Source organism: Tumebacillus avium (assembly GCF_002162355.1).
Classification (GTDB): domain Bacteria; phylum Bacillota; class Bacilli; order Tumebacillales; family Tumebacillaceae; genus Tumebacillus_A; species Tumebacillus_A avium.
In genome coordinates this window covers 3,918,486-3,940,939 of record NZ_CP021434.1, presented here as the reverse complement: position 1 = coordinate 3,940,939, position 22,454 = coordinate 3,918,486, and the positions used below count along the sequence as shown (strand labels likewise).

Below are 22,454 nucleotides of genomic sequence, written 5' to 3'. Positions count from 1 at the left end.
TCTCTATCGCCGCGTCCGCGTTTTGGCCCGTGCGGCGCTGCGCTGTTTCAACGACTCGCGGCGGCTTTCCGCACGCCCGAGCCCTTTTTGGACGAGGGCATGGTCTTGTTCGCCCCTGTCCGTTTCGTTCAGATATTTGGCTAAGCCCGCAATCGTCGGATATTGGAAAAGCTGGACGACCGGCACATCGACGCCAAGTGTTTCCTTGATCTTGCCGTGCACCTGCACCGCGAGGATCGAATGTCCGCCCAGTTCAAAAAAGTTGTCATGCACGCCAACGCGGTCGATGCGCAGCACGTCCTGCCAGAGCTGCGACAAGGTCTGCTCCATCTGGGACTGCGGCGCGACATAGACCTTCTGCATCTTCGCCCGATCCTGCACCGGGTTTGGCAAGGCTTTGCGGTCGACTTTGCCGTTTGGCGTCAAAGGCATGGCGTCGAGGAACATGACGTAGGACGGCACCATGTAGGCCGGGAGCAATGCTGCCAGCGCGTTTTGGAGATCTTGAGCGCTGTGCTCTGCCGTCCCCTTTTTCACGACGTACGCCGCAATCATCTTCTCGCCTGAAGCGTCTTCTCGGGCGACGACGACCGCCTCCTGCACTCCGGCCTGTTTTTCCAGCGCCGCTTCGATCTCGCCGAGCTCGATGCGGAAGCCCCGCACCTTCACCTGATGGTCGATGCGGCCGAGGAAGAGCAGGTCGCCCGCCTTCGACCACGTCACCAGATCGCCCGTGCGGTACAGGCGTCCCGCCGTAAACGGGTTCGGCACAAACCGCTCCGCCGTCAGCTCGTCGCGGCGCAGATAGCCCCGCGCCACGCCTGCGCCGCCGATGTACAATTCACCAGGCAAGCCCGCCGGCACCGGCTGCAGCGCAGCGTCCAGCACGTATGTCTTCATGTTGGCAAACGGCTTGCCGATCGGCACCAACTTCGCGCCGGCCTGCACCTCATGGGTCGTCGCCCAGACCGTCGCTTCGGTTGGGCCGTACATGTTAAACAGCTTCGCAGGCAGTGTCGAGCAAAGCGCATCCGCCTGTGCGAGCGGCAATGCTTCCCCGCCGAGCAGCAGTTTCCGCAAGCCCTGCAGGCTCGCCACATTGCTGCTGTCGGCCGTCAAAATGCGCATCAGGGACGGGGTGCACTGCATCATCGTCGCGCCGTGCAGAGCAGCCTGCGCCGCGATCGAGTAGTCTCCGCTCTGTGCTCCACTCTGCGCCTCTGCCTGCACTTGACAGGCGGAGCGCAGGTCGTTCAGCGAGGTCAGCCCTTTCATCACATCTTCGTATTCCACGCCGAAGTCGATCAGACAGGCGATCTCATCCACCCCGATCTGCTTCAAACGGTCGGTCATCCTCTTGCACGTTTCCGGCGTGCCGAACAGCGACCCGGTGTCAAAATAGCGGTCGAACGCCATTTGGAGCAGACCGTCCATATCTTCCGGCGACAGGTCTTGCAGGTTGATGTCGAGGTTCAGCCCGCGCACGAGGTTCTCAATCAGCCCGACCGATGTGCGCAGATACTCGGTAAACGGAGTACGCACTTTCTCGCGCACCTCGTCGATGTTTTCACCGACAAACGTGTGCAGCATCAATGCCACCTGTCCAGCCTGCGGATCGTGTCCATTTTTCGCGCGCGCGTCGCGGTACAGTTGAATCTTTTCCTCGACCTCTTCCACCGTCTGTCCGAGCAGGTGCGTCAACACGTTCGCCCCGATCTCTCCGGCGCGAATAAACGTTTCCTTGTTCCCGCCGCTGGTGATCCAGACCGGCAGTTCCGCCTGCACCGGGCGCGGGAGGATTTTCACATCAACTTCGTTGCCTGCGCCGCCAGTAAAGGTGTGCGATTCGCCACGCCAAAGCTTTTTGACCAGCTCGATGTTGTCGAACATCACGTTCGTCCGCGCCCCGTAGTTCTCCGGAGCCAACACGAAGTCATCCGCATGCCAGCCTGACGCGAAGGACAGCGATACCCGCCCTTTGGACAGGTTGTCGATGACCGACCACTCTTCCGCCACGCGGATCGGGTGGTGCAGCGGCAAAACGACGCTGCCTGCACGCAGCTCCACATGTTCGGTGACCATCGCCAGCGCCGAACTCATCACCGCCGGGCTCGGGAACAGTCCGCCAAACTGATGGAAATGGCGCTCCGGCGTCCAGACCGCCTTGAACCTGTTGGCATCGGCAAATTTCGCCCCGTCCAGCAGCAGCCGGTATTTGTCGTCCGTGCCGTGGTCTTCGTAGTTCGCAAAATAGAACAGGGAGAAGTCCATCCCGTTGCCCAGTTGGCCTTGTCCGCGTGCCAGACCGCCTCCCGCTTCCGCTTCGGACAGCAGCACAACTTTCGCGCCGCGAGCCAGCGTCCAGAACAGCTCCAGCACCGAGATGTCAAAGCAGATCGACGTGACGGCGAGCAGCGTGTCATCCACCGCGCAGCCGATGCGCTGGTCCATCCCGGCAAAGAAGTTCACAGCGTTGCGATGCTCGATCAAAACGCCTTTGGGCTGGCCAGTCGAGCCGGACGTGTAGATTGCGTACGCTGTATTGGAGGAAGTGACGCCGCTTGTCACGTTAGACTCGTCGCCGTGTGCGGTGCGAAGCCAGGTATCGAGTGCAATCAGCTCTGCCGAATGCTTGGGCAGGCGGTCTTGCAAACGCTCCTGCGTCAACAGCACGAGGACTTGCGCGTCTTGTAAAATAAACGCCAGACGCTCCTGCGGGTAGGTCGGGTCAAGCGGAACGTACGCGCCCCCCGCCTTCAGGATCGCGAGCAGGCCGACCATCATTTCCAGCGAACGCTCCATGCAGATCCCGACGAGCACTTCTGGCCCGACGCCTTTTTCGCGCAGGTGATGTGCGGCGAGGTTGGCACGGCGGTTCAGCTCGCCGTAGGTGATGCTTTCCGCTTCGAAGACGACGGCCGTTTTCTCCGGAGCCAGCGCGGCTTGCGCTTCGAAGAGCTGGTGGATGCATAGGTCGGTGGCAACTTCCGCCTCTGTCTCGTTCCATTCCACGAGCAATTGATGGCGTTCCGCATCGGAGAGCAGAGGCAGTTGAGACACTTTTTGCTCCGCGTTGCGGACGATGCCGTCCAGCAGTGTTGCAAAGTGACCCGCCATGCGCTCGATCGTCGCAGCATCGAACAGGTCGGTGTTATATTCAAATGTCCCGCTCAGCTTCCCGTCTACATCGGCGACGGCGAGGCCGAGATCGAACTGGACGTGCTGCTGCGCAATCTCCATCGACTCCAACAGCAGCCCGCCTGAGTTCACTCTTGCGCCTGCCTGCCCAATTGACAGTGCAGCGACGCCGTTGTCGCCGAGCACGTGCGATTTTTGCAGGGAGAAGATCACTTGGAACAGCGGCGAATAGCTCGGGTCGCGCTGCGGCTGCAGATTTTCCACGAGCAGGGCAAACGGGTACGCTTGATGATCAAGCGCCTGCAGCACGGTGGTTTTGCCTTTCGCCAGTAAGTCGGCAAATGGCATGTCGCCGGATACCTGCGCTCGCAGTGCCACCGGGTTGACAAAATAGCCGACCGTCTTGGCAAACTGCCCCTTGCTCCGCCCGGCCATCGGCGAGCCAACCACGATGTCCTCCTGCCCGCTGTAGCGGTGGAGCAGCACCTGATACGCGGTCAGCAGCAGCGTGTACAAGGTCACGCCTTGCTCCTGTGCCAGTTGCTTGACCCCAACGCTCAGCGTCTCCGGCAGTTCAAAGCGCAGCGAGGTGCCGCGATACGTCTGCACCACCGGACGCGGATGGTCGGTCGGCAGTTGCAGCACCGGTTCCGCGCCGGATAGCTGTTCCTTCCAATAGGAGAACAGTTCCGCGCCGCGCGGGCTGCCGAGCAGTTGTTCCTGCCAGTTCACATAATCTGCGAACTCCGCAACCGGCTTCTCCAAGCCATGCGGAATGCCTGTTACAGCCGCTTCGTAGATCGTCCACAGCTCTTCCATCATCACTTCCAACGACCAGAAGTCGACCACAATGTGGTGCATCGCCAGCAGCAGCACGCTCTCGTCGGCCCCTTGCGAGAACAACGTCACGCACAAGAGCGGCCCGTTTTCCAGATCGAACGGGCGGTTCGCCGCTTCGCTTACCTGCTCGGCGAGTTCGGCAGCACTCCATGCAGCGGCGTCCTGCACCGTCAGCACCGTGCCTCGATTGTCTGTCACGCGCTGCACAGGTTCACCATTCGCCAGCGTGCATACCGTGCGCAGTACCGCATGCCGCTCAACCAGCCCTTCGAATGCTGCCTGCAGCGCACCAATGTTCACCGCGCTGCGAATCCGCACCGCCCGTGCCACGTTGTACGCCGCATTCCCCGGCTCCAAGCGTTGCAAAAACCACATCGCCCGTTGCCCATAGGTCAGCGGAAACTCCTCCCGCCGTACAGCCGGCACTGCGTCCGGCACTGCCAGACTCAGGTCTGCCGCCGTTTCAACCTGACGAAGCACCTTTTTGGCAAGTCCGGCCACCGTCTCGCCTTCGAGCAGACTCCCCAGCTCAACTTCTACGCCAAACTTCTCTTCCACAGCGTGTTTCAGTTCAACCGCCATCAGCGAATCAAACCCCAGAGCCCCAAACGCCTGCTCCGCCATTACCACCAAGCCTGGAGCAGCCTTCCGAGCCTCGCCCAGCAAAAACGCCTCCAGCGCCCCATACCGCTCCTCCGCAGGCAAAGCCAAGACCGCTTCGCGATCCAGTACAATTGCTTTCATATCGAAACCCGAGTCATTCAGCCCCTCCGCCTCAGCCGACTCAGCCATTGCTTTTATGTCGAAACCCGAGCCAGTAAGCCCCTCCGTCTCAGCCGTCGTCTCCACCATGGCAAACTTCGCCTGAGCATTCTCATGGTCTTGATCACGCGCCGACAGGCCAGCATTCCCCGCCGTCAGGCCTCCATCCAGCACCGAATTCGCCACAACCTCCAGCGTCCCGGCCAAAAAGCGCTGTTTACACTGGTGCCGTTGCACTTTCCCGCTCGATGTCTTCGGGATGCTCGCCGGGCGGATCAGCACCACGCCATACACCTGCAACTGGTGCTCTTCCGCCACCTTCTGCCGGATCGCCGCGATCACATCGCTTGGGTCGCCTTTGCGGTGCGCCCGCTCGATCTCCTGCACCACCACAAGGCGCTCTTCCCCCTGCACCTCCACAGAAAAAGCCGCCCCGTTCGGATTGCGCACCGCCAGATGACTCTCCTGCACCGCAAACTCCACATCCTGCGGATAATAGTTACGCCCGCGAATGATGATCAGATCCTTCAGCCGCCCGGTGACAAACAGCTCTCCCCCAAGCACAAACCCCAGATCGCCCGTCCGCAGCACCCCGCCGCCAAACGCCGCCTGCGTCAAGTCATCGCGCTGCCAATACCCCTGCGCCACGCTCGACCCCTGCACGCAAATCTCGCCAACCACACCGTCCGCACAGCGCGCTCCCGTCTCCCCATCAACCACAAACACGTCCTGCTCGGTCAATCCAACATTCCCGCTGCTGACCAGCGTCCGCGAGCCTTCCCCAAGCGGCGCTTCCACCGCCAGGTTCTCCTCCAGCTCCTCCGCCGCAAACGTCCGCACCACAGGCGCGTCATCCACACGTCCCCCAGCCACCAACAGCGTCCCTTCCGCCAGTCCATAGCACGGGAAAAACGCTTGCTTCTTAAACCCAACCGGTCCAAAAAACGCGGCAAACCGTTCCAACGTCTCCGCCCGCACCGGCTCTGCTCCCGAAAACGCATTGTGCCAAGAGGACAGATCCAGCCTATCCCGCTGTTCTTCCGAAATCTTCTGTAAACAAAGCTCATACGCAAAATTCGGCCCGCCGCTCACCGTCGCCCGCGTTTTCGAGATCGCCTCCAGCCAGCGCAACGGTTTCTGAATAAACGACACCGGAGCCATCAAGCTCATCGGGTAGCCCGTATACAGCGGATTCAAAATCCCGCCGATCAGCCCCATATCATGATAAGGAGGCAGCCAGACCACGCCCCGGCTCTCTTTTGTCGTGCCAAAGCGCTGCTCGATCTCCCCGAGATTATGCAGCAAGTTCCCGTGTGACAACATCACGCCCTTCGGTGCAGACGTCGATCCCGACGTATACTGCAAAAACGCCAGCGTCTCCCGCTCCAGCGCCGGTTCGATCCACAGCTCGGCCAATTCCTCAGTCAGCCCGTCGGTCACCACACAGGTCACCCCGGCAAAGCGCTCCTCCACAGCCGGCGCAATCCCCGACGTGGTCAAAACAAAGCGGGCATCCGCGTCCTTGACCACCGCCTGCAGCCGCTCCAAATTGCCGTTTTGCCGCGGCGGATAGGCTGGCACTGCCAGCACGCCCCCATACAAACAGCCAAAAAACGCCGCAATATAATCGATCCCCGGTGGATACAACAGCAGCGCCCGCTCACCCGCAGCCCCGATGTTCTGCAACCAAGCGGCCACCGCCCGCGCCTTGCGATCCAGCGCCGCATAACTCACCCGTTCTTCCCCGCCGTCCTCCGTCAAAAACGTATATCCGTTCATCTCCGGCTGTTCCCCAGCGCGTTTCTGCAGCAATCCAACCAATGTATGATCAATCATTTCAAGACCTCCCATCAAGGAAAACAAGCCACGATCAATTTCAATTTACTAATAATTATACATTTTCTGAAACACTCAATTCAACTGATTCGTATAAATTCTATATGAAGAGGTATTTGTAATTTTTGGTAACTTAAAACAACCAAACCGATAAAAAATCCCTTGTGCATGCAGCGCACAAGGGATCCTACTCTCACGAACGCAAGCGAATCGTACAGCTCCCCAGCCGTTCGTCGCCCCAATACATCTCCAACTCATCGCCATCCGCCAGCGGACCGACACCGGCCGGGGTGCCGGTGAACATCAGGTCGCCTGCGCCGAGGCCGAAGTGTTCCGCCGTAAACTCAAACAAGGCCTGCAGGTCAAACACCATATCGCCGATGTTGCCGCGCTGGACTTCCACGCCGTTTTTCAGCATCTTGAACTGAGTCTGCAACGCCCCTTCCACACCTGGGAACGGACGGGCAGCCGTCATGACGGCCGAGTTCTTAAACCCTTTTGCCCGCAGCCACGGGTGCCCTTTTTTCTTCAGCTCGCTCTGCACATCGCGCAAGGTCAGATCCAGCCCCAGAGAAAAGGAGTCCACCACCTCATCGACCTTCATGCCCGGCTCGAACGGTTTGCTGACATGCACGACCAGTTCCAGCTCATGATGGATCTCGCCCTGCCCCGCCGGCAGCACGATCTCGCCACCGTCCGCCGCGACAAGCGCATGCGTCGGCTTCGAAAACAAAAACGGCGACGTCGGCACATCGTTGCCAAGCTCGGCCGCGTGCAAACGGTAATTGCGCCCTACACAATAAATGTTGCGAATCTCTGCCATCTCAATCCCTCATTTCCTCACCTGCAAATTCAGGGAGTACTTCTGTCCTCCGCAAGCAAAATCCTGCGATCTGTGGTACATTCGTACTAACCAACTACTACTGAGGAGGTACCCCATGCGACTCCAAGGCAAGAAAGTCATCCAACTGGTCGAGCACGAATTTGAAGACCTCGAACTCTGGTATCCTGTGCTGCGCCTGCGCGAAGAAGGCGCGGAAGTACATATCGTCGGTCCTGACGCAAACGAGACCTACACCGGCAAATACGGCGTTCCGATCCAATCGGACCTCGCGTTCGCCGACGTAAGCGCTGCCGACTACGACGCGATCCTCGTTCCCGGCGGCTGGTCTCCAGACAAACTTCGCCGTTACCCGGACGTGATCCGACTCGTCAAAGACATGGACACAGCGCAAAAGCCGATCGGCCAAATCTGCCATGCCGGCTGGGTGCTGATCTCCGCGAAGATCCTGAGCGGCGTGAAAGTCACCTCCACGCCCGGCATCCGCGACGACATGGAAAACGCAGGCGCGATCTGGCTCGACGAACCGGTCGTCATCGACGGCCACATCATCTCCTCGCGCCGTCCGCCCGACCTGCCTCCGTATGCAAAAGCGTTCGCCGACGCGCTGGCCGAACCCAAATAATACATCCGCATACCGCACGCCCGACGTGGTATACTACACACAGGAGCCCGCTACGAAAAGCAGGGCTCCTTTTCATTGAGATCAAACGAAACTTCACGCAGACAACATGCGTCATATAAAACAACAACATCAGATACGCAGGAGGTGCTTCCCATGAAAAAAGCGATGACCGTCCTGCTCAGCTGCGCGATGCTGTTTGCATTCACCGGCTGTGGCGCCAAGGACGCAACGACAGGTCAAAGCGACCAACCGGCCGCTTCGCAAAACGAAGTTCCGGGCTTGTTCCATAAAGCCGAGTCGAATGGCATCGAGATCGTGCTCAAAGCCAGCAAAATCAAACAAAAGCCAAACGAAGAGCTGACCGTTCAAGCGCAAATCCGCAACACGACCGACAAGACGCTGTTCGTGCAGACCACCAACGGCTGCGATCCGGGCGTGCGCATTTCCATCCCGACGACGAGCGGCCAATTTGTGCCCGTTCAAGACGGCGAGCCGCAAATGTGCACCGAAGTCATGGGTGTCAAAGAGCTCAAGCCCAACCAGACGATCATGAACACCGTCAAGCTCCAGCCCCAGGACATCAAGCCGGGCACGTACGACATCGTGGCCACCGTCAACCTGACTTCGATGGACCACGGCATGATGAACACCGAACCGCCGAAAGTCATCGAGACCAAGGCTCAGATTACTATCGTGGAATAAGCAAACAGAAGAAACGAAAAAGGAGACTCCACAACTACGGTGCGGTCTCCTTTTTGCTGCTCTCATGATCTTCTTACAGTTCGATCAAAATCATTTCGCTGTCCGCTTCTGCTGCCAGCGTCAAACGATCCTCTTCCACCATTTTCACCTGATCGCCTTTGGTCAGGGTCTGATCGCCCATCTTCACCGTGCCGTCGATCACAAACAGGTACGCCCCACGGCCGCCCAATTCCATAGCCAGTTCATTCCCCGCATCCAGCGACGCCACGTTAAACGTCACATCCTGATGAATGCTCAGCGCTTCCCCTTTTGGCGTGCCCGACACGACCGGCAGCCAGACGTTTTTCCGCTCGTCGTTGCGGAACGACTTTTGCTCCCACGACGGGGTCAGGCCGGCCGCATTTGGGATCACCCACATCTGCAGCAGATGCACCACCGTGTCCGGCGAGTTGTTGTACTCCGAGTGAAACACCCCGGTGCCGGCTGTCATGCGCTGCACTTCGCCAGCTTTGATTACGCCTTTGTTCCCCATCGAATCTTCATGCGTCACTTCCCCCGACACGACAAAAGTCACGATCTCCATATCGCGGTGCGGGTGCTTGCCAAAGCCCGTATTGGGCTGAATCCAGTCTTCATTAAAAACGCGCAGATTTCCAAAGTTCATGTTGTTCGGATCATAATAATGGTCAAACGAAAAATGCCAATAGCTTTCCAGCCAATCAATTTTCGAATGATACCGCTGTTCAGCGGGGATCACTTGCATTGCCATGATAAAATTCCTCCCTGGAAACTCACTTTACATTCTAAACTTATCGTATCACAACATATTTTCCCCGAATGTGATCATCCTAACAAAAACCAAAAGGATTTTTCGTCTGCCCGCTTACAGAAAACAACGCCGCCCGCGCGTATGATAAAGAAAAACAAGATTTGGAGTTGACCCTACATGGCTGACAAGAAGATCATCATCTACACCCAACCGACCTGCCCGCCCTGCTTCGAAGCAAAAACGTGGATGACCAACAGCGACATCCCGTTCGAAGACCGCGACATCCGCAAAGATGAAAAGCACCTCCAAGACCTGATCAACCTCGGCGCTGCGGCGACCCCGGTCTTCCTCGTCGGCGACGAAGTGATCATGGGCTACGACCAAGACAAGATCAAAGCAGCTTGGGACGCCCTGTAAGTCAGAACGTGAACATGAGAAAAAGGCACTTCGCGCTCTGCGAGGTGCCTTTTGTGTTTCTTTAAGCCACGACGTTGCGCCCCAGCTCGAATTTTTCATATTCCTTGTTTTCAATGATCTCCTTGAGCGCCTGTACCGTCTGCCAGATCTCTTCAAACGTGTTGTACAGCGCGACCGGAGCCAACCGCACCACGTTCGGGGCGCGGAAGTCGGGGACGATGCCGCGCGCCTTCAGCGCTTTGCAGATGCGCACCGCTTCGGGATGCTCCAGCGAGATATGACCTCCGCGGCGGTCGGCAGCGCGGGGATTGCCCAGCGCAAAGCCCAGCGACGCGGGCAGCAGCTCATCGACCAGCTGCATAAAATACTCGGTCTGGCGCAGCGACTTGGCACGCAGCCGCTCGATGCCCGCCTCGTGGAAAATGCGCAGCGAGCCAAGGATCGGCGCGGTGCTGAGCAGATGGGTCGTGCCGATCTGCCAGGCCCCCGCCGACGGAGCGCCTTCAAACTCGTGCACCATGTCGAACTGCTTATCCTTGCGATAGCCAAACCAGCCCGTCAAGCCGGGTCGTTTGCCAAAATGGCGCTCGTTCACATAGAGTCCTGCCGCCGAGCCTGGGCCGCCATTGACGTATTTGTAATTGCACCAGAAAGCAAAATCCACCACGTGCCGGGAAAACTGATGCGGCACCGCGCCGATCGAATGGCAGCAGTCAAATCCGATCAGGATGCCCCGCTCGTGAGCTGCGGCGGTCAGCTTCTCGATGTCGAGCAGCTGCCCTGAGCGGTACAGCACAGCCGGCAGCACAACCAAAGCGATCTCGTCGGTCATCGCGGCGATGATGTCAGCTTCGTCGATCATCCGCCCGTCGCGGCTTTTCACCTGCACGAGATGCTCCGCCGGGTCGAGCCCTTTCAGCAGCAACTGGCTTTGCAGTGCGTAGATATCAGACGGGAAGTTCAGCTCATCGGCCAGGATCTTGTTCCGCCGGCCCTGCGGCGCGAAAAAGGTGGCGACCAGATTGTGCAGGTTGATCGTCGTCGAGCCGGTCACCACCACTTCCTCCGGTTTCGCCCCGACCAGTTCCGCCTGCATCCGGCCAAGCTCCTCCGCCAGATAAAACCAAGGCTGTTCAGCGTCCATCCACCCTTCGATGCCGAGCGTCTTCCAGTCGTTCAGCACCTGCAAAGCGGCCTGCTCCGCATCCTTCGACATCAGCCCCAGCGAGTTGCCATCCAGATAGATCGTCCCCGGCTGCAGGTAAAACCGCTCTCGAAACGCCTTCAGTTCATCACCCGCATCCAACTGCTTCGCATACTCCAAGGTCAATTCCTCACGCATCAAAATCCACCCCTCTCCAGTCGTTCACTGCGCATCTCAAGTTCGTTCAGCTTTCACAGATTACTACTCTCCACATGCATAGTTACCCTTTGACCTGCTCGCAGATTCTGACCAGTTCCCCGACCACGCTTTCTGAGCGGAAGCAGTCGATCTCCATCTGACGGGCCTGCTCCTGCAGCTGCGGAAGTTCGCTCAGATACGTCTCCAGCGCGGCTGCAATGCCCGGCACATCATCCGGGTGGTGCACCTGCCAGCCGTAGTCTTGCAACAGGCGCCCCGCCGTGCCTTTGGTCGACGTGATGCCGAGGACCGGACGGTACGCGCCGAGGTAGTCGATCAGCTTCGAGGACAGGAACAGATTGACATCGCTAGGCGCATCGACCAGCAGCAGCAGGTCGCTGTCGGCCATCAGCTCCAGGCTTCTGCGAAACGGCACCTGCCCGACACGGTTCACGCGCAGGCCGAGCTGCCGTTCTGCCTCTTCCAGCAACGGATGAAAACTCCGCTCCACATTCCCGACCACCTGCAGTTCCAATCGCGCCACCAGATCGGGACGCTTTTCCTTGAGCAGGGTCAGCCCTTTGATCAGCGGAGCGGGCGACCGCAGCCCGTAGAAATCGCCGATGTACGACATCACGATCTTGCCATCCCGCTGCCCGCTCTCCTCCCCGCGATACAGCTGTGCATCAAAATGGTGCGGCAAGACGGTCGACCGCTCCACGACCCCGACGTGCGGATACACCCCGGCATAGAGGTCGCGCATCTCCAAGGTCGGAAAAATCAAATGGTCGGCGAGTTCGATCACTTGACGCTCGTACTCCGCCACCGCTTCTTTCGTTTTTCCGTGCAGCGGGTGGTAGGGGTTGTGCCCCCACGGATCGCTGAACTGCGCCACCCACGGCGAGCCCCAGCGCTTTTTCGCCTCTAACGCCAGCACGTGGCTCGCCCCCGGCTGCGACCGGCTGTACAGCACCTCATAGTCCCCGTCCAGCTTCTGCAAAGCTTTGCGCGCCCCGCGCAGCCACAGCGGATTGTCGATCGCCGACAGCCTGGCCATCGCCTCGCGGTACACCTTGCGCATCACCCGCGATGTCGGCTTCGGATTGGCGACGCGGATCGCGTTGACCTTCCCGCCCATCTCTTCCAGCAAAAACGGATCGTCTTTAAAATCGGACTCATCGCCCACCGTCAACAGGTCAACGTCATACTCCTGCGACAAAAATTTTAACGTCTTCGCTACCAGAATCGACTCCGCGTTCAGAATCGGCGGAGCATAGTAGGAGACCATCAGCATCTTCTTCGTCATCAAACCAACCACCAATCTCTATGTAAAAAACCGCGAAATTCTAAAATCGCGAGATTCTAAAATTACGACATCCTAAGATCACAAGATCCTAAGATCACAAGATCCTAAGATCACAAGATCCTGAACTTCTTCCATCTTACCTCATCTCCCGTCCTCGGACAATTCTTGCAAAATCCCGTCTGTCCCCTGCCCCTCCTGCATATGTCTGGTACAAGGAGGTGATTGTCCCGATGAAACGAAACGGCCACCGCTTTTTGCCTGAGCGCTCTCATCTGATCCTTTATGTGCTGGCCCTGCTCATCGCAGCCCTGTTCCTCCCGACCTCGGCGATGGCGCACAAGCCGCTTTTTGTCGAGCGCAGCATCGGCGGCTACGAGCAGGCGTTTGAGATCCCCGATCCGTCGGTATCCTATGCCGCCTATGGAGAGCTGAAGGAGCGCGGCGGCGTCGACGTCTACAAATTTACCCTGACGAAGCAGGCGCCCTTTTACGCCCGCATCTCTGTGCCGAATCAGCCGGCAACAAAAGATTTCGGTCCGGCTTTCGTCCTGTTTGGCCCCGGCCTTCCGACCACCAATGAGCCGCCGAACTTTCCGCTGGAGCTGCCCGCAGACCTCGGTCGCGCCATCTTGCTCTGGAACGGCGAGCGCGACGAATTTTTCGAACCGTTCACCCAGACCAGCCTGATCCAGCACCAGTTGCTCTCAAAAACGCTGGAGCCCGGCACCTACTACATCGCCGTCTATGACCCGACGGGCGGCACCGGCAAATACGTCCTCGCCACCGGCGACAAGGAACAATTCGGCTTCCTCGACTGGCTGAAGTTCCCCGCCACCTGGTACAAAGTTCGCATGTGGTATGATCCCGGCCAAACCTGGCTGATCATCGCCGGCGCCTTCGCATTTCTCGCCAGCGCCCTCTATTACATCAAACGCCTGCGAAGCCAAGACGAAACCTAAACTGCTGCGTCCACCGACGCGGCAGTTTTTCTTCGTTTAGGCATTTTAATCATTTTTAACACGATCAACAGTCAAGCTGAATACCTTGTCACCAAAACGTAAAAGAAGGTGACAAGCATGCCAAAATCCACGATCAGCCAATCGTCCGTTTTCCTGCTCGCACTGGCGGTGCTCGCCTCCTTTTTGATGGCCCGCACCGATCTCCCCGGCATCAAGCAGCCTGCTTCCGAACCGAATCCCCAACCGCCGGCGCAAGGTCCGGTGCAAAGCCAGGGTCAATACGCCTGGGGCGTCGACTCCGCGTCGCCGTCCACGACGCTGCATGCCTGTGTAACCCAATCGTACGGCACGCCGAAATACTGGGGCCGTTATTTGAAAGATGTTGCCAGTGTTTCCAAAGGTCTGACCAAAGGGGAAGTCGCGTACCTGCACGACAAAAACATCAAGATCCTGCCGATCTACAACAACTTTTCCGCCGCGACCGGCTATGACAACGGCAAAAAAGCCGGACAAGATGCGGTCAACACCGCCAAAGCGCTTGGCATCCCGAGCGGCGTCTATCTGTTTGCCGACATTGAAGCCAGCTACGCGGCCGACGCCGGTTGGATTCGCGGCTGGTATGACGCGTTACATGCATCCAAGTACCTCCCGGGCATCTACGAAAACCCGGTGACCGGTCCGTTTGCCAACGCCTACAACAGCGCGGTGCAACAGAATCCGGCGATCGGCAAAGCAACGGCGCTCTGGAGCGCCCAGCCGTCGATCGGCGTGACCCGCGCCGACAAAGCGCCCAAGTTTGGGCCGGCAAAGCCCGCCAGCGCCAACAACACCTTGGCCTGGCAATACGGTATCCAAGGTGCGGCCTGCAACATCGACACCAACCTGATCGACACCGGACTGCTCAGCAGACTCTGGTAGACGGCATCAGTCAAGGCTCCCGGCAACGGGAGCCTTTTTTGGATACCTTCCCCCGTGCGAGGACACAATTACCATATCCAAACGGCAAGGGAGGTGCGTGATGAGCAAGCGGCGGATTTGGCGAAAAACACCAAAAGAACATCCCGCCGGAGCGGCGCTCCCCGATACGGTTGCACCCTCTGAGCTGATGGAGGACAGCTTGTCTCCGTCCATTGCAGAGAACCGCGATGTCCTGAAAGCGGTGTTTCGCGACTGCTCCGACGTCGCGTTTCGCGATATCAAGACACAGCATGTCACCGGCATGGTCGTGTTTATCGACGGGATCGTCAAAGCGGAAAACCTGCGCGACGGCGCCCTGCTGCCGCTCTTAGAGAATCTGCAAAACGGCAGTGCAGCTTGCACGCCGGACAACCTGGAGGACAGCGTGCTCACCTTGCCCCAGCTGTCTGCCGTCAACACGTATTCCGATGTGATCGAGGCGCTGCTCAAAGGCAATGCCACCTTGTTTCTGGAAGGCTTCCGGGAAGCGCTGATCCTCGATGTCAAAGGCGGCACCCGCCGCGGTGTCGAAGAGCCGGCCACCGAAGCCTCGATTCGCGGACCGCGCGAAGGCTTCATCGAAAGCCTGGGCGTGAACCTTGGGCTCCTGCGTTTCAAAATCAAATCTCAGCACCTGAAAACGATCAACTACACGATCGGCAAGCAGACGAAAACAAACGTGGTGCTCACCTACCTCGACGGTGTCGCGAGCCCCGATGTGATCGCAGAAGCGAAGCGGCGCATCGAGAAGATCGAAATTGACGGGGTGCTGGAAAGCGCTTATATCGAAGAATTGATCGAAGACGACCCCTACTCGCCTTTCCCGCAGATGCAGTATTCGGAACGCCCGGACACGATATCCGCGCAGCTGTTGGAAGGCAAATTCGCGATTTTCGTTGACGGCACGCCGTTTGTTTTGACCGGCCCGACCGTCTTTTGGCAGTTTTTCCAGGCCAGTGAAGACTACTACGAGCGCTATCTGATCTCCAACATGATTCGCTGGCTGCGGATGATCTTTTTATTTCTGGCCTTATATCTGCCCGGCCTTTATATCGCGGTGACGACGTTTCACCAGGACATGCTCCCGACCAATCTGCTGCTCTCCGTGGCGACCGCCCGCGAGAGCATCCCGTTTCCGGCGCTGGTCGAAGCGCTGATCATGGAAATCTCCTTTGAAGCCTTGCGGGAAGCCGGGGTGCGGCTGCCCAAGACGGTGGGACAAGCGGTCTCGATCCTCGGGGCGCTGGTTATTGGGCAGGCAACGGTGCAAGCCGGGATCGTATCCGCGCCGATGGTCATCGTCGTCTCCCTGACCGGGATCGCCTCGTTTACCATCCCGCGCTTTAACGCCGCGATCTCGATTCGGATGCTGCGCTTTCCTTTGATGTTTATGGCCGGCGCTTTTGGGCTGTTCGGCCTGATGATCGGAACGATGTGGATCGTGACCCATATGTGCGGTCTGCGCTCGTTTGGCGTGCCGTACCTGTCCGGTCTGGCGCCAAGCAACCTCAGCGAACTAAAAGACGTCTTGATCCGGGTGCCGTGGTGGAAGATGAACACACGCCCCACTTCCGTTTCCAGAGAAAATTCCAGGCGGATGGAACCAGGCATGGAGCCGACCCCTCCCGATCCTGAGAGGCAAGAAGGATGAAACCAACCGTGAAGCATCTAGGCAAAATCATCTTGACCGCGTCCCTTGCGCTGACCCTGCTCACCGGCTGCTGGGACCGGCGCGAGATCAACGACGTCGCTTTTGTGGTCGCTTCCGCCTTCGACAAAGTGGAAGACGGGTATCTCATCTCGGTGCAGATTCCCTTGCCCGGTCAATTGGGCGGCATCGGCGGAAGCGGCGGCGGCGGCGGGACGAGCGGCGAAAAATCGTGGTACATCGATTCGGCTGTCGGCAAAACGATCCGCGATGCCAACTCCAAACAGCAAACCACCCTCTCCCGCCAGCTCTATTTCGCTCATCGCCGCGTGCTGCTGCTCGGGGAGGAGCTGGCCCGGGACGGCGTGGCCCCGGTGCTCGACGTGCTGGCCCGCATCTCGCAAAACCGCCTGACCGCCTTTCCGCTGGTCACCAAAGGCGAAGCGCGCGAGGTGATGGGGGCGAACACCCCGATCGAAGCGTATCCGGCAGAAATGATCCGCGAATTGGCGCAGGGGTCGATGAAAAGCCCGCGCACCTTGCGCCACATGGTGGAGATCATGCTCACAGACGGCATTGACATCATCATCCCGGCCGTCCGGAGGGTGGAGACCAGACCGCCGCAGAAAGAGGACATCAAAAAAACGATCAAGCTCGACGGGTTTGCCGTCTTTTCCGGCGATAAACTGGCCGGGTTTCTCAACCGGGAGGAATCGTCCAGCGTACTGCTGGCGATGAACCAAGCCAAAATTCCCAAGCTGTCCGCCCCTCCTCCCGATGGGGAGGGATTGATCGAGTACATGCTGCAAGAGAACAAGATGTCACTGATCCCGATCGTCAAAGGAGACGAGATCACCATGCGGCTGGAGTTTCGCGCCAAAGGCATCATCGTCGAAAATTCGTCCAACTACGACTTGTCTGCCAATGCCAATCTGGTGGCGTTCGAAGAGCTCGTCGCCAAGAAGTTGACCCAAGACATCAAAAAAGCGATCGATGCCTTGCAAAACAAATACCATTCCGATGTGATCGGCTTTGGCGACAGTCTGTACCGCAAAGACCCGGACGCCTGGAACCGCGTCAAACAGAACTGGCGCGAAGAGAACTATCCGAAAGTGCACGTGCAGGTGATTCCGCTCGTGCACTTTGAACACACCGGCGCCACGACCAAGCCGCTCGGCATCAAAGACAGAGGGCTGATCCGATGATTGCAGCGCTGCTTCAGTCTGCCACCGCTGTGGCCGTCCTGATCCTCGTACAATGGAAAACATTGCAAAAGGGAGACAAAGCCACCCGCTGGCTGGCGCATTTTTTCGTGGTGTTGGCAGGCGGCATCTACTGGTACACGCAAACACACGTGCATGTCCCGCACCCGTCGGTTTGGCTTGACGCGGTGTTTCGGCCCTGGTCCCCGGTAAACTGATGGGAGGTGACCGCACTTGGAACGGGTTTCAGACCGGCAATTGATGCTGATGACCGGCAATTATATCACCGAAGCGACTTTGATCTCGCTTCCGGCACAGATCATCGGGATCGCGCAGCAGGATTCGTGGCTGGCCTATTTGCTGCCGACACTTGTGATGGTGTTCATCCTCTACCTGCTGGCAAGAACGTTGAACCGTTTCCCGCAGCAAGACCTGTTCGAGGCGGTCGTCAACCGCTGGAGCTGGGCCGGCCGGGGAATCACCGTGCTCTACATTCTTTTTTTCTTTTTCATCCTCACCCGCGATATGCGGATGATGCTTGATTTTGTCAACAACGCTTTGCTGTTGAACACGCCCTTGCTCGTGATCGGCATTTTGACGGTGATCACGCTCGTGATGATCGCCCGCGGCGGCGTGGAGCTCCTCGGCAGAATGACCGAATTGTTTTTCCCGCTGTTTTTCCTGGTCGTCATGGCGATCCCGATCACTTTGTTTAAAGAGCTCGACTACAAGTACTTGCAGCCCTTTTTTGATCAAGGGCTGGTCAAGCTGCTGCAGGGGAGTTGGCTGGCTCTGCCCTATTTTGCCGAATCGTTTGTGGTGGTGTTTTTGTGCGCCGGCACCCGGCTCCCATTTAAAAGAGTGGTGTACGGGCTGTTTATCGGCTTTGGGATGCTGGAAGTGCTGATGGTGACCAACACGCTGACGCTGGGCACGCATCTCTCTGCACGCATGATGTATCCGAACCACGAGATGATTCGCCAGATCCGCCTGACCGACTTTTTGGACCGGTTTGACCTGTTGATCGTTGCAGTGTATCTGCCCTGCCTGTTGATCAAACTGTCCGTGTCCCTGTTTGTGGTCTGCCACGGCATCAAACGGACGGCCACCACCGTTTCCGCCAAGAATCTGACCATGTCGGTGGGGGCGCTGGCGCTGGTCTGCTCGCTGTTTTTCTATGAAAATGCGATTCAGATTCTGAACCTGAACTACACGTGGCCATTCCTCGGCATCATCTTTCAGGTGCTGCTCCCCGTGCTGTTTTTTCTCTTCCTGAAGCCCAAGAAACGACGAGAGCCAGATGAGGAACAAAAAGAGGAGGCCGCTTAGGGCCTCCTCTTTTTGCGCAACAAGATCAGTGACCAGACATAGCCGCCCAGCACTTTCGCCAAAAACTGCCCGGCGACCACCCACGGGATAAACACCCCAAAGGCGATCGTCGGAAATGTGATCGAGTCGATCGCAGCCGACGCGATGTTCGAGCCGTTGACTTTGGCAAACTTCGGATAGCGGCGCAGCAGATGATACACCACCGTATCGGCGATGTTGGACAAGGCAAACGCCGCAAAGGAGGCGAGTGCGATCTGCGCAGCATCGCGGTTCAGCAGATAGGAAATCACCGAGCCGGTCAGCACGAGCAGCCCCATGTTCAGCCAGAGCTGTCTGCCTTTCCAGCGCTCATGCAAAGCATCGCGGGTGGTGATGTCCAGCCCGATGAACAGAAACGCGTTTATGATCGTGGACGACGGTCCAAAATACGCGACAGACAGATTGGCCGCCACCACGGCTGCCAGGTACAAAATCACTAAATACATCTTGGTCAAGCACCTCCACAAAAGGTCAATCCATTTCTATTTCCCCATTATAGACGTGTTTGACCATTTCCGTGGAAATTAGATTATTCGCGCGAAACTGACAAAGAGCGTGCCCGTTCGTCGTCCATCGCTTCTAGCTGGTCGATCAACAGGTCTTCTACGAGGTAGGTCTGATCATGCACGGTGCCCGCTTCAAAGATCACCCGCAGCGGCACGTCCACACGGTACGCCCCGCGCAGGCGCGCGGCCAATTTCGTGGCGGTCAGCGAGTTGCCGCCGAGCTCAAAGAAGTCGTCATGGATGCCGATCCCCTCAATGCCGAGCAGTTCCTGCCAGAACCCGGCGATCGTCCGCTCCGCATGATTTCCTGGCGCGACGTACGGCGTGAGCAAGTTCGGCCGCGGATGGGCGGCGAGAACAGGGCGATGCGGCTGCTGTTTCGTTTGCGCTTGTAAGGGCAGTTGCGAAAGACTGCGTTCTGACTGCGGATGCTTGGCACGTGCTGCTCTGTTCAACGGCACGCGTCGGGCAGCCGGCCTCCAGGCGGAAGCGTAGGCTTGCTCCGGCGGATCGATCCAGTAGCGCTTGCTTTCAAACGGATAAGTCGGCAGCGGCACGCGGCGTCTGCTCTCATCGGCGGAGAACGACCGCCAGTCCACATCAGCCCCGAGCAGCCACATTCTGCCCAGCGCGTTCAGCAAAAACGCGATGTCAGACTGCCTGTCCTGCACATGGCGAATCGTCGTCAGCACCGTCCGGCCCGGATTGTGCTCCGGCTTGACGGCGAGCGCAAACGACGCCAGCGCTTTCCCCGGCCCTACCTCGAGCAGGATGACATCGGGCTCTTGGTTCAGCGCCTGCACGCCGTCGGCAAACCTGACCGTCTCGCGCAGATGCCGCGCCCAGTACTGCGGGTCACATGCTTCTTCCGCCGTGATCCACGTCCCGGTCACGTTCGACACATACGGCAGCTCCGGCGCCTTCCGCTCCAGCGAACTCACCAGCGCTGCAAACTGATCCATGATCGGCTCGACCATCACCGAATGAAAGGCATGCGTCGTATGCACCCGCTTGCAGACCACATCGGCCGCTTCCAGCTCCTGCCGAAGACCTGCCACCGCTTCGGACGTCCCGGACACCACACACAGCTCCGGCCCGTTCACGGCGGCCAGCGCCACCGCACCATGCCGCGTCAGATGCGCCAACACCGCCGTTTCACTTAGGTGCACGGCCAGCATGTCCCCCTGTGGCAGTGCCTCGATCAGCTGCGCCCGCTTCACCACCAGCTCCAAGGCATCCTCCAGTGAAAACACCCCGGCCAGACACGCCGCCACATATTCGCCCAGACTATGCCCAATCATCGCGGACGGCGTGATGCCCCACTCGATGAGCAGTTTCACCAGCGCATACTCCACCACGAAAATCGCCGGCTGCGCATATTTCGTCCGGCGCAGCTCTGCGGAGGCATGCTCCTCCAAACCTTCCTCCGGGTAGAGCAGATCGCGCAGATCCAGCCCGATCAACGGTGCAAGCAGTTCGCAGCATGCCTCCACTTCCTCATGAAACAGCGGTTCTGTCTCGTACAGATCCCGCGCCATGTTCACATACTGGCTCCCCGTTCCGGAGAACAAAAACGCGACTGGGCGCTTCCCCGCCCCTTCTGTGCCCACGCTGGTCAGCACCCGTTTCGGATCGCGCGTCAAAAGCAGTTCCGCCGCTTCGGCCCCGTCTTCGCAGACGACCATCCGGCGGTGGGCAAACGCTTTGCGGCCAACTTGCAAGGTATACGCCACATCGGCAACTTCCTGCTCCGTCTCCTGCAGATGCGCCGCCAGCCGCTCCGTTGCCATCTCCAGCGCCAAGTCCGTTTTGGCCGACCAGACCAGCAGTTGCCACTCCCGCGACAGGCCGGAGAGTTCGAGCTCCGGGGCTTCTTCCAACACCACATGGGCGTTCGTCCCGCCAAAACCAAATGAACTCACACCGGCGCGCCTCGGCCCGTCCGCTTTCCATTCCTTCAGTTCTGTATTCACATAAAACGGACTGCTTTCAAAGTCGATCGCCGCATTCGCTTTTTCAAAATGCAGGGACGGTGGCAGTTGCTTGTGCTGCAGGGCGAGCGTCGTTTTGATCAGCCCGGTCACACCGGCCGCGATGTCCAGGTGCCCTACGTTTGTCTTCACCGAGCCGATGGCGCAAAATTGCCTAAGGTCGGTCGCGGCCTGAAACACTTTGTTCAGCGAGGCGATCTCGATCGGATCGCCAAGCGGCGTCGCCGTCCCGTGCGCCTCGATGTAGCTGACCGTCTCCGGCTCCACACCGCCGATAGCCAGCGCTTCGGAGATGACGCCGACCTGCCCTTCGATGCTCGGCGCGGTATAGCTGACTTTTTGCGACCCGTCGTTGTTGATCGCCGAGCCTTTGATCACCGCATAGATCGTATCGCCGTCCGCCACCGCATCTTCCAGTCGCTTGACGACAACGATGCCGATGCCGCTCCCAAACACCGTCCCTTTGGCATCCGCATCAAACGTGCGCGTGTGCCCGTCATCCGATGCGATGCCGCCTTCGTGGTACAGATAGCCGTTTTCCTGCGGCACCGCAATCGTCACCCCGCCGGCCAGCGCCATGTCGCACTCTCGGCTGAGCAGGCTCTGGCAGGCCATGTGCACAGCGACCAGCGATGACGAGCAGGCGGTCTGCACGCCGACGGCCGCGCCTTTCAGGTTTAATTTGTACGCGGTGCGAGTCGCGAGAAAGTCTTTGTCATTCCCGATCATCATCTGCGCCTCGCCCAGCGCCTTGACCAGTTCCCGATTGGGTGCCAGATTGTACAGGAGGTAGCGGTTCATCCCGGCCCCTGCAAACACCGAGATCAATCCGTCGTACGCATCCGAGTGATATCCGGCATGCTCAAGCGCCGTCCAAGCCGTTTCCAAAAACAAGCGCTGCTGCGGGTCCATCGTCTCGGCCTCACGCGGGTTGTAGCCGAAAAACGCCGCGTCAAACCGATCGGCGCCGTCCAGCATCGCCGCCGCTTTGACATAATGCGGGTCTTGGACCAGTTCCGGATCGCGCCCTGCCCGCAGCAGTTCTTCCTCCGACAGCCAGGTCACCGATTCAACGCCATCCCGCAGGTTTTGCCAAAACTGGCCGATGTCGGCCGCGCCGGGAAAGCGCCCGGCCAGCCCGATGATCGCAATGCCGTCCAACGTCCCCTCCTCGTACATGAGACACACTCCCTTTTTCTTCGATACTTTCTTAATACTTCACGCCACGGTTATTTCCTTTAATAA

16 protein-coding genes are annotated in these 22,454 nt (G+C 58.7%); 9 read left to right on the top strand and 7 right to left on the bottom strand.

Features of this window, described 5'->3' with window-relative positions; all coding sequences use genetic code 11:
• Positions 1–3: 3 nt before the first annotated feature.
• Positions 4–6,576, bottom strand: a complete 6,573-nt coding sequence (locus CBW65_RS18860) for a MupA/Atu3671 family FMN-dependent luciferase-like monooxygenase (protein ID WP_198299658.1) — start codon at positions 6,574–6,576, stop codon at positions 4–6.
• Between the two features lie 193 nt (positions 6,577–6,769).
• The gene (locus CBW65_RS18855) at positions 6,770–7,399 is read right to left on the bottom strand and encodes a fumarylacetoacetate hydrolase family protein (RefSeq protein WP_087458147.1); all 630 of its coding nucleotides are present in this window, start codon (positions 7,397–7,399) and stop codon (positions 6,770–6,772) included.
• Positions 7,400–7,514: 115 nt separating this feature from the next.
• Here CBW65_RS18855 and CBW65_RS18850 point away from each other — a divergent pair, with 115 nt between their 5' ends.
• Positions 7,515–8,042, top strand: a complete 528-nt coding sequence (locus CBW65_RS18850) for a type 1 glutamine amidotransferase domain-containing protein (RefSeq protein WP_087458146.1) — start codon at positions 7,515–7,517, stop codon at positions 8,040–8,042.
• Between the two features lie 153 nt (positions 8,043–8,195).
• Positions 8,196–8,744 (top strand): BsuPI-related putative proteinase inhibitor, encoded by a 549-nt coding sequence (locus CBW65_RS18845; protein WP_087458145.1) that lies wholly within the window; start codon positions 8,196–8,198, stop codon positions 8,742–8,744.
• A gap of 73 nt (positions 8,745–8,817) precedes the next feature.
• On the opposite strand, the gene CBW65_RS18840 is transcribed toward CBW65_RS18845, so the two are convergent.
• Positions 8,818–9,513 (bottom strand): pirin family protein, encoded by a 696-nt coding sequence (locus tag CBW65_RS18840; protein WP_087458144.1) that lies wholly within the window; start codon positions 9,511–9,513, stop codon positions 8,818–8,820.
• A gap of 177 nt (positions 9,514–9,690) precedes the next feature.
• Between CBW65_RS18840 and CBW65_RS18835 the strand changes: the two genes are divergently transcribed.
• On the top strand, positions 9,691–9,930 hold the full coding sequence (locus CBW65_RS18835) for a glutaredoxin family protein (RefSeq protein WP_087458143.1): 240 nt from the start codon (positions 9,691–9,693) through the stop codon (positions 9,928–9,930).
• A 61-nt stretch (positions 9,931–9,991) separates the two neighbouring features.
• On the opposite strand, the gene kynU is transcribed toward CBW65_RS18835, so the two are convergent.
• Together kynU and CBW65_RS18825 are read right to left on the bottom strand one after the other, a co-directional pair.
• Entirely contained in the window at positions 9,992–11,272 is a 1,281-nt protein-coding gene (gene kynU, locus CBW65_RS18830) for a kynureninase (RefSeq protein ID WP_087458142.1), read from the bottom strand.
• A gap of 82 nt (positions 11,273–11,354) precedes the next feature.
• Complete coding sequence (locus CBW65_RS18825) at positions 11,355–12,578, bottom strand: glycosyltransferase (RefSeq protein ID WP_087458141.1); 1,224 nt, start codon at positions 12,576–12,578, stop codon at positions 11,355–11,357.
• Between the two features lie 230 nt (positions 12,579–12,808).
• On the opposite strand from CBW65_RS18825, the gene CBW65_RS18820 reads away from it, so the two are divergent.
• The 6 genes from CBW65_RS18820 (at position 12,809) to CBW65_RS18795 (ending at position 18,673) form a co-directional block, all read left to right on the top strand.
• On the top strand, positions 12,809–13,537 hold the full coding sequence (locus tag CBW65_RS18820; RefSeq protein ID WP_087458140.1) for a hypothetical protein: 729 nt from the start codon (positions 12,809–12,811) through the stop codon (positions 13,535–13,537).
• 117 nt (positions 13,538–13,654) lie between these two features.
• On the top strand, positions 13,655–14,455 hold the full coding sequence (locus CBW65_RS18815) for a glycoside hydrolase domain-containing protein (RefSeq protein WP_232463368.1): 801 nt from the start codon (positions 13,655–13,657) through the stop codon (positions 14,453–14,455).
• 187 nt (positions 14,456–14,642) lie between these two features.
• Positions 14,643–16,145, top strand: a complete 1,503-nt coding sequence (locus CBW65_RS18810) for a spore germination protein (RefSeq protein WP_232463554.1) — start codon at positions 14,643–14,645, stop codon at positions 16,143–16,145.
• Positions 16,142–17,347, top strand: a complete 1,206-nt coding sequence (locus CBW65_RS18805; protein ID WP_087458138.1) for a Ger(x)C family spore germination protein — start codon at positions 16,142–16,144, stop codon at positions 17,345–17,347. Before CBW65_RS18810 ends, CBW65_RS18805 begins: the two co-directional genes overlap by 4 nt.
• Entirely contained in the window at positions 17,344–17,562 is a 219-nt protein-coding gene (locus CBW65_RS18800) for a hypothetical protein (RefSeq protein ID WP_087458137.1), read from the top strand. The genes CBW65_RS18805 and CBW65_RS18800 overlap by 4 nt, the downstream gene beginning before the upstream one ends.
• 16 nt (positions 17,563–17,578) lie before the next feature.
• Entirely contained in the window at positions 17,579–18,673 is a 1,095-nt protein-coding gene (locus CBW65_RS18795) for a GerAB/ArcD/ProY family transporter (protein ID WP_087458136.1), read from the top strand.
• Here the strand turns inward: CBW65_RS18795 and CBW65_RS18790 are convergent.
• Entirely contained in the window at positions 18,670–19,158 is a 489-nt protein-coding gene (locus CBW65_RS18790) for a VUT family protein (RefSeq protein ID WP_087458135.1), read from the bottom strand. The two genes, CBW65_RS18795 and CBW65_RS18790, sit on opposite strands and share 4 nt — an antisense overlap.
• A gap of 83 nt (positions 19,159–19,241) precedes the next feature.
• Positions 19,242–22,388, bottom strand: coding sequence for a type I polyketide synthase (locus CBW65_RS18785; protein WP_087458134.1), 3,147 nt, complete (start codon positions 22,386–22,388; stop codon positions 19,242–19,244).
• Positions 22,389–22,454: the final 66 nt, after the last annotated feature.

What these genes read in the sequence shown, in the direction of transcription:
- CBW65_RS18805 (WP_087458138.1), top strand. Translation starts at nt 16,142, where the DNA reads ATGAAACCAACCGTGAAGCATCTAGGCAAAATCATCTTGACCGCGTCC.
- CBW65_RS18815 (WP_232463368.1), top strand. Translation starts at nt 13,655, where the DNA reads ATGCCAAAATCCACGATCAGCCAATCGTCCGTTTTCCTGCTCGCACTG.
- kynU (WP_087458142.1), bottom strand. Translation starts at nt 11,272, where the DNA reads ATGCGTGAGGAATTGACCTTGGAGTATGCGAAGCAGTTGGATGCGGGT.
- CBW65_RS18855 (WP_087458147.1), bottom strand. Translation starts at nt 7,399, where the DNA reads ATGGCAGAGATTCGCAACATTTATTGTGTAGGGCGCAATTACCGTTTG.
- CBW65_RS18860 (WP_198299658.1), bottom strand. Translation starts at nt 6,576, where the DNA reads ATGATTGATCATACATTGGTTGGATTGCTGCAGAAACGCGCTGGGGAA.
- CBW65_RS18850 (WP_087458146.1), top strand. Translation starts at nt 7,515, where the DNA reads ATGCGACTCCAAGGCAAGAAAGTCATCCAACTGGTCGAGCACGAATTT.
- CBW65_RS18790 (WP_087458135.1), bottom strand. Translation starts at nt 19,158, where the DNA reads ATGTATTTAGTGATTTTGTACCTGGCAGCCGTGGTGGCGGCCAATCTG.
- CBW65_RS18825 (WP_087458141.1), bottom strand. Translation starts at nt 12,578, where the DNA reads ATGACGAAGAAGATGCTGATGGTCTCCTACTATGCTCCGCCGATTCTG.
- CBW65_RS18820 (WP_087458140.1), top strand. Translation starts at nt 12,809, where the DNA reads ATGAAACGAAACGGCCACCGCTTTTTGCCTGAGCGCTCTCATCTGATC.
- CBW65_RS18835 (WP_087458143.1), top strand. Translation starts at nt 9,691, where the DNA reads ATGGCTGACAAGAAGATCATCATCTACACCCAACCGACCTGCCCGCCC.
- CBW65_RS18810 (WP_232463554.1), top strand. Translation starts at nt 14,643, where the DNA reads ATGGAGGACAGCTTGTCTCCGTCCATTGCAGAGAACCGCGATGTCCTG.
- CBW65_RS18800 (WP_087458137.1), top strand. Translation starts at nt 17,344, where the DNA reads ATGATTGCAGCGCTGCTTCAGTCTGCCACCGCTGTGGCCGTCCTGATC.
- CBW65_RS18785 (WP_087458134.1), bottom strand. Translation starts at nt 22,388, where the DNA reads ATGTACGAGGAGGGGACGTTGGACGGCATTGCGATCATCGGGCTGGCC.
- CBW65_RS18845 (WP_087458145.1), top strand. Translation starts at nt 8,196, where the DNA reads ATGAAAAAAGCGATGACCGTCCTGCTCAGCTGCGCGATGCTGTTTGCA.
- CBW65_RS18840 (WP_087458144.1), bottom strand. Translation starts at nt 9,513, where the DNA reads ATGGCAATGCAAGTGATCCCCGCTGAACAGCGGTATCATTCGAAAATT.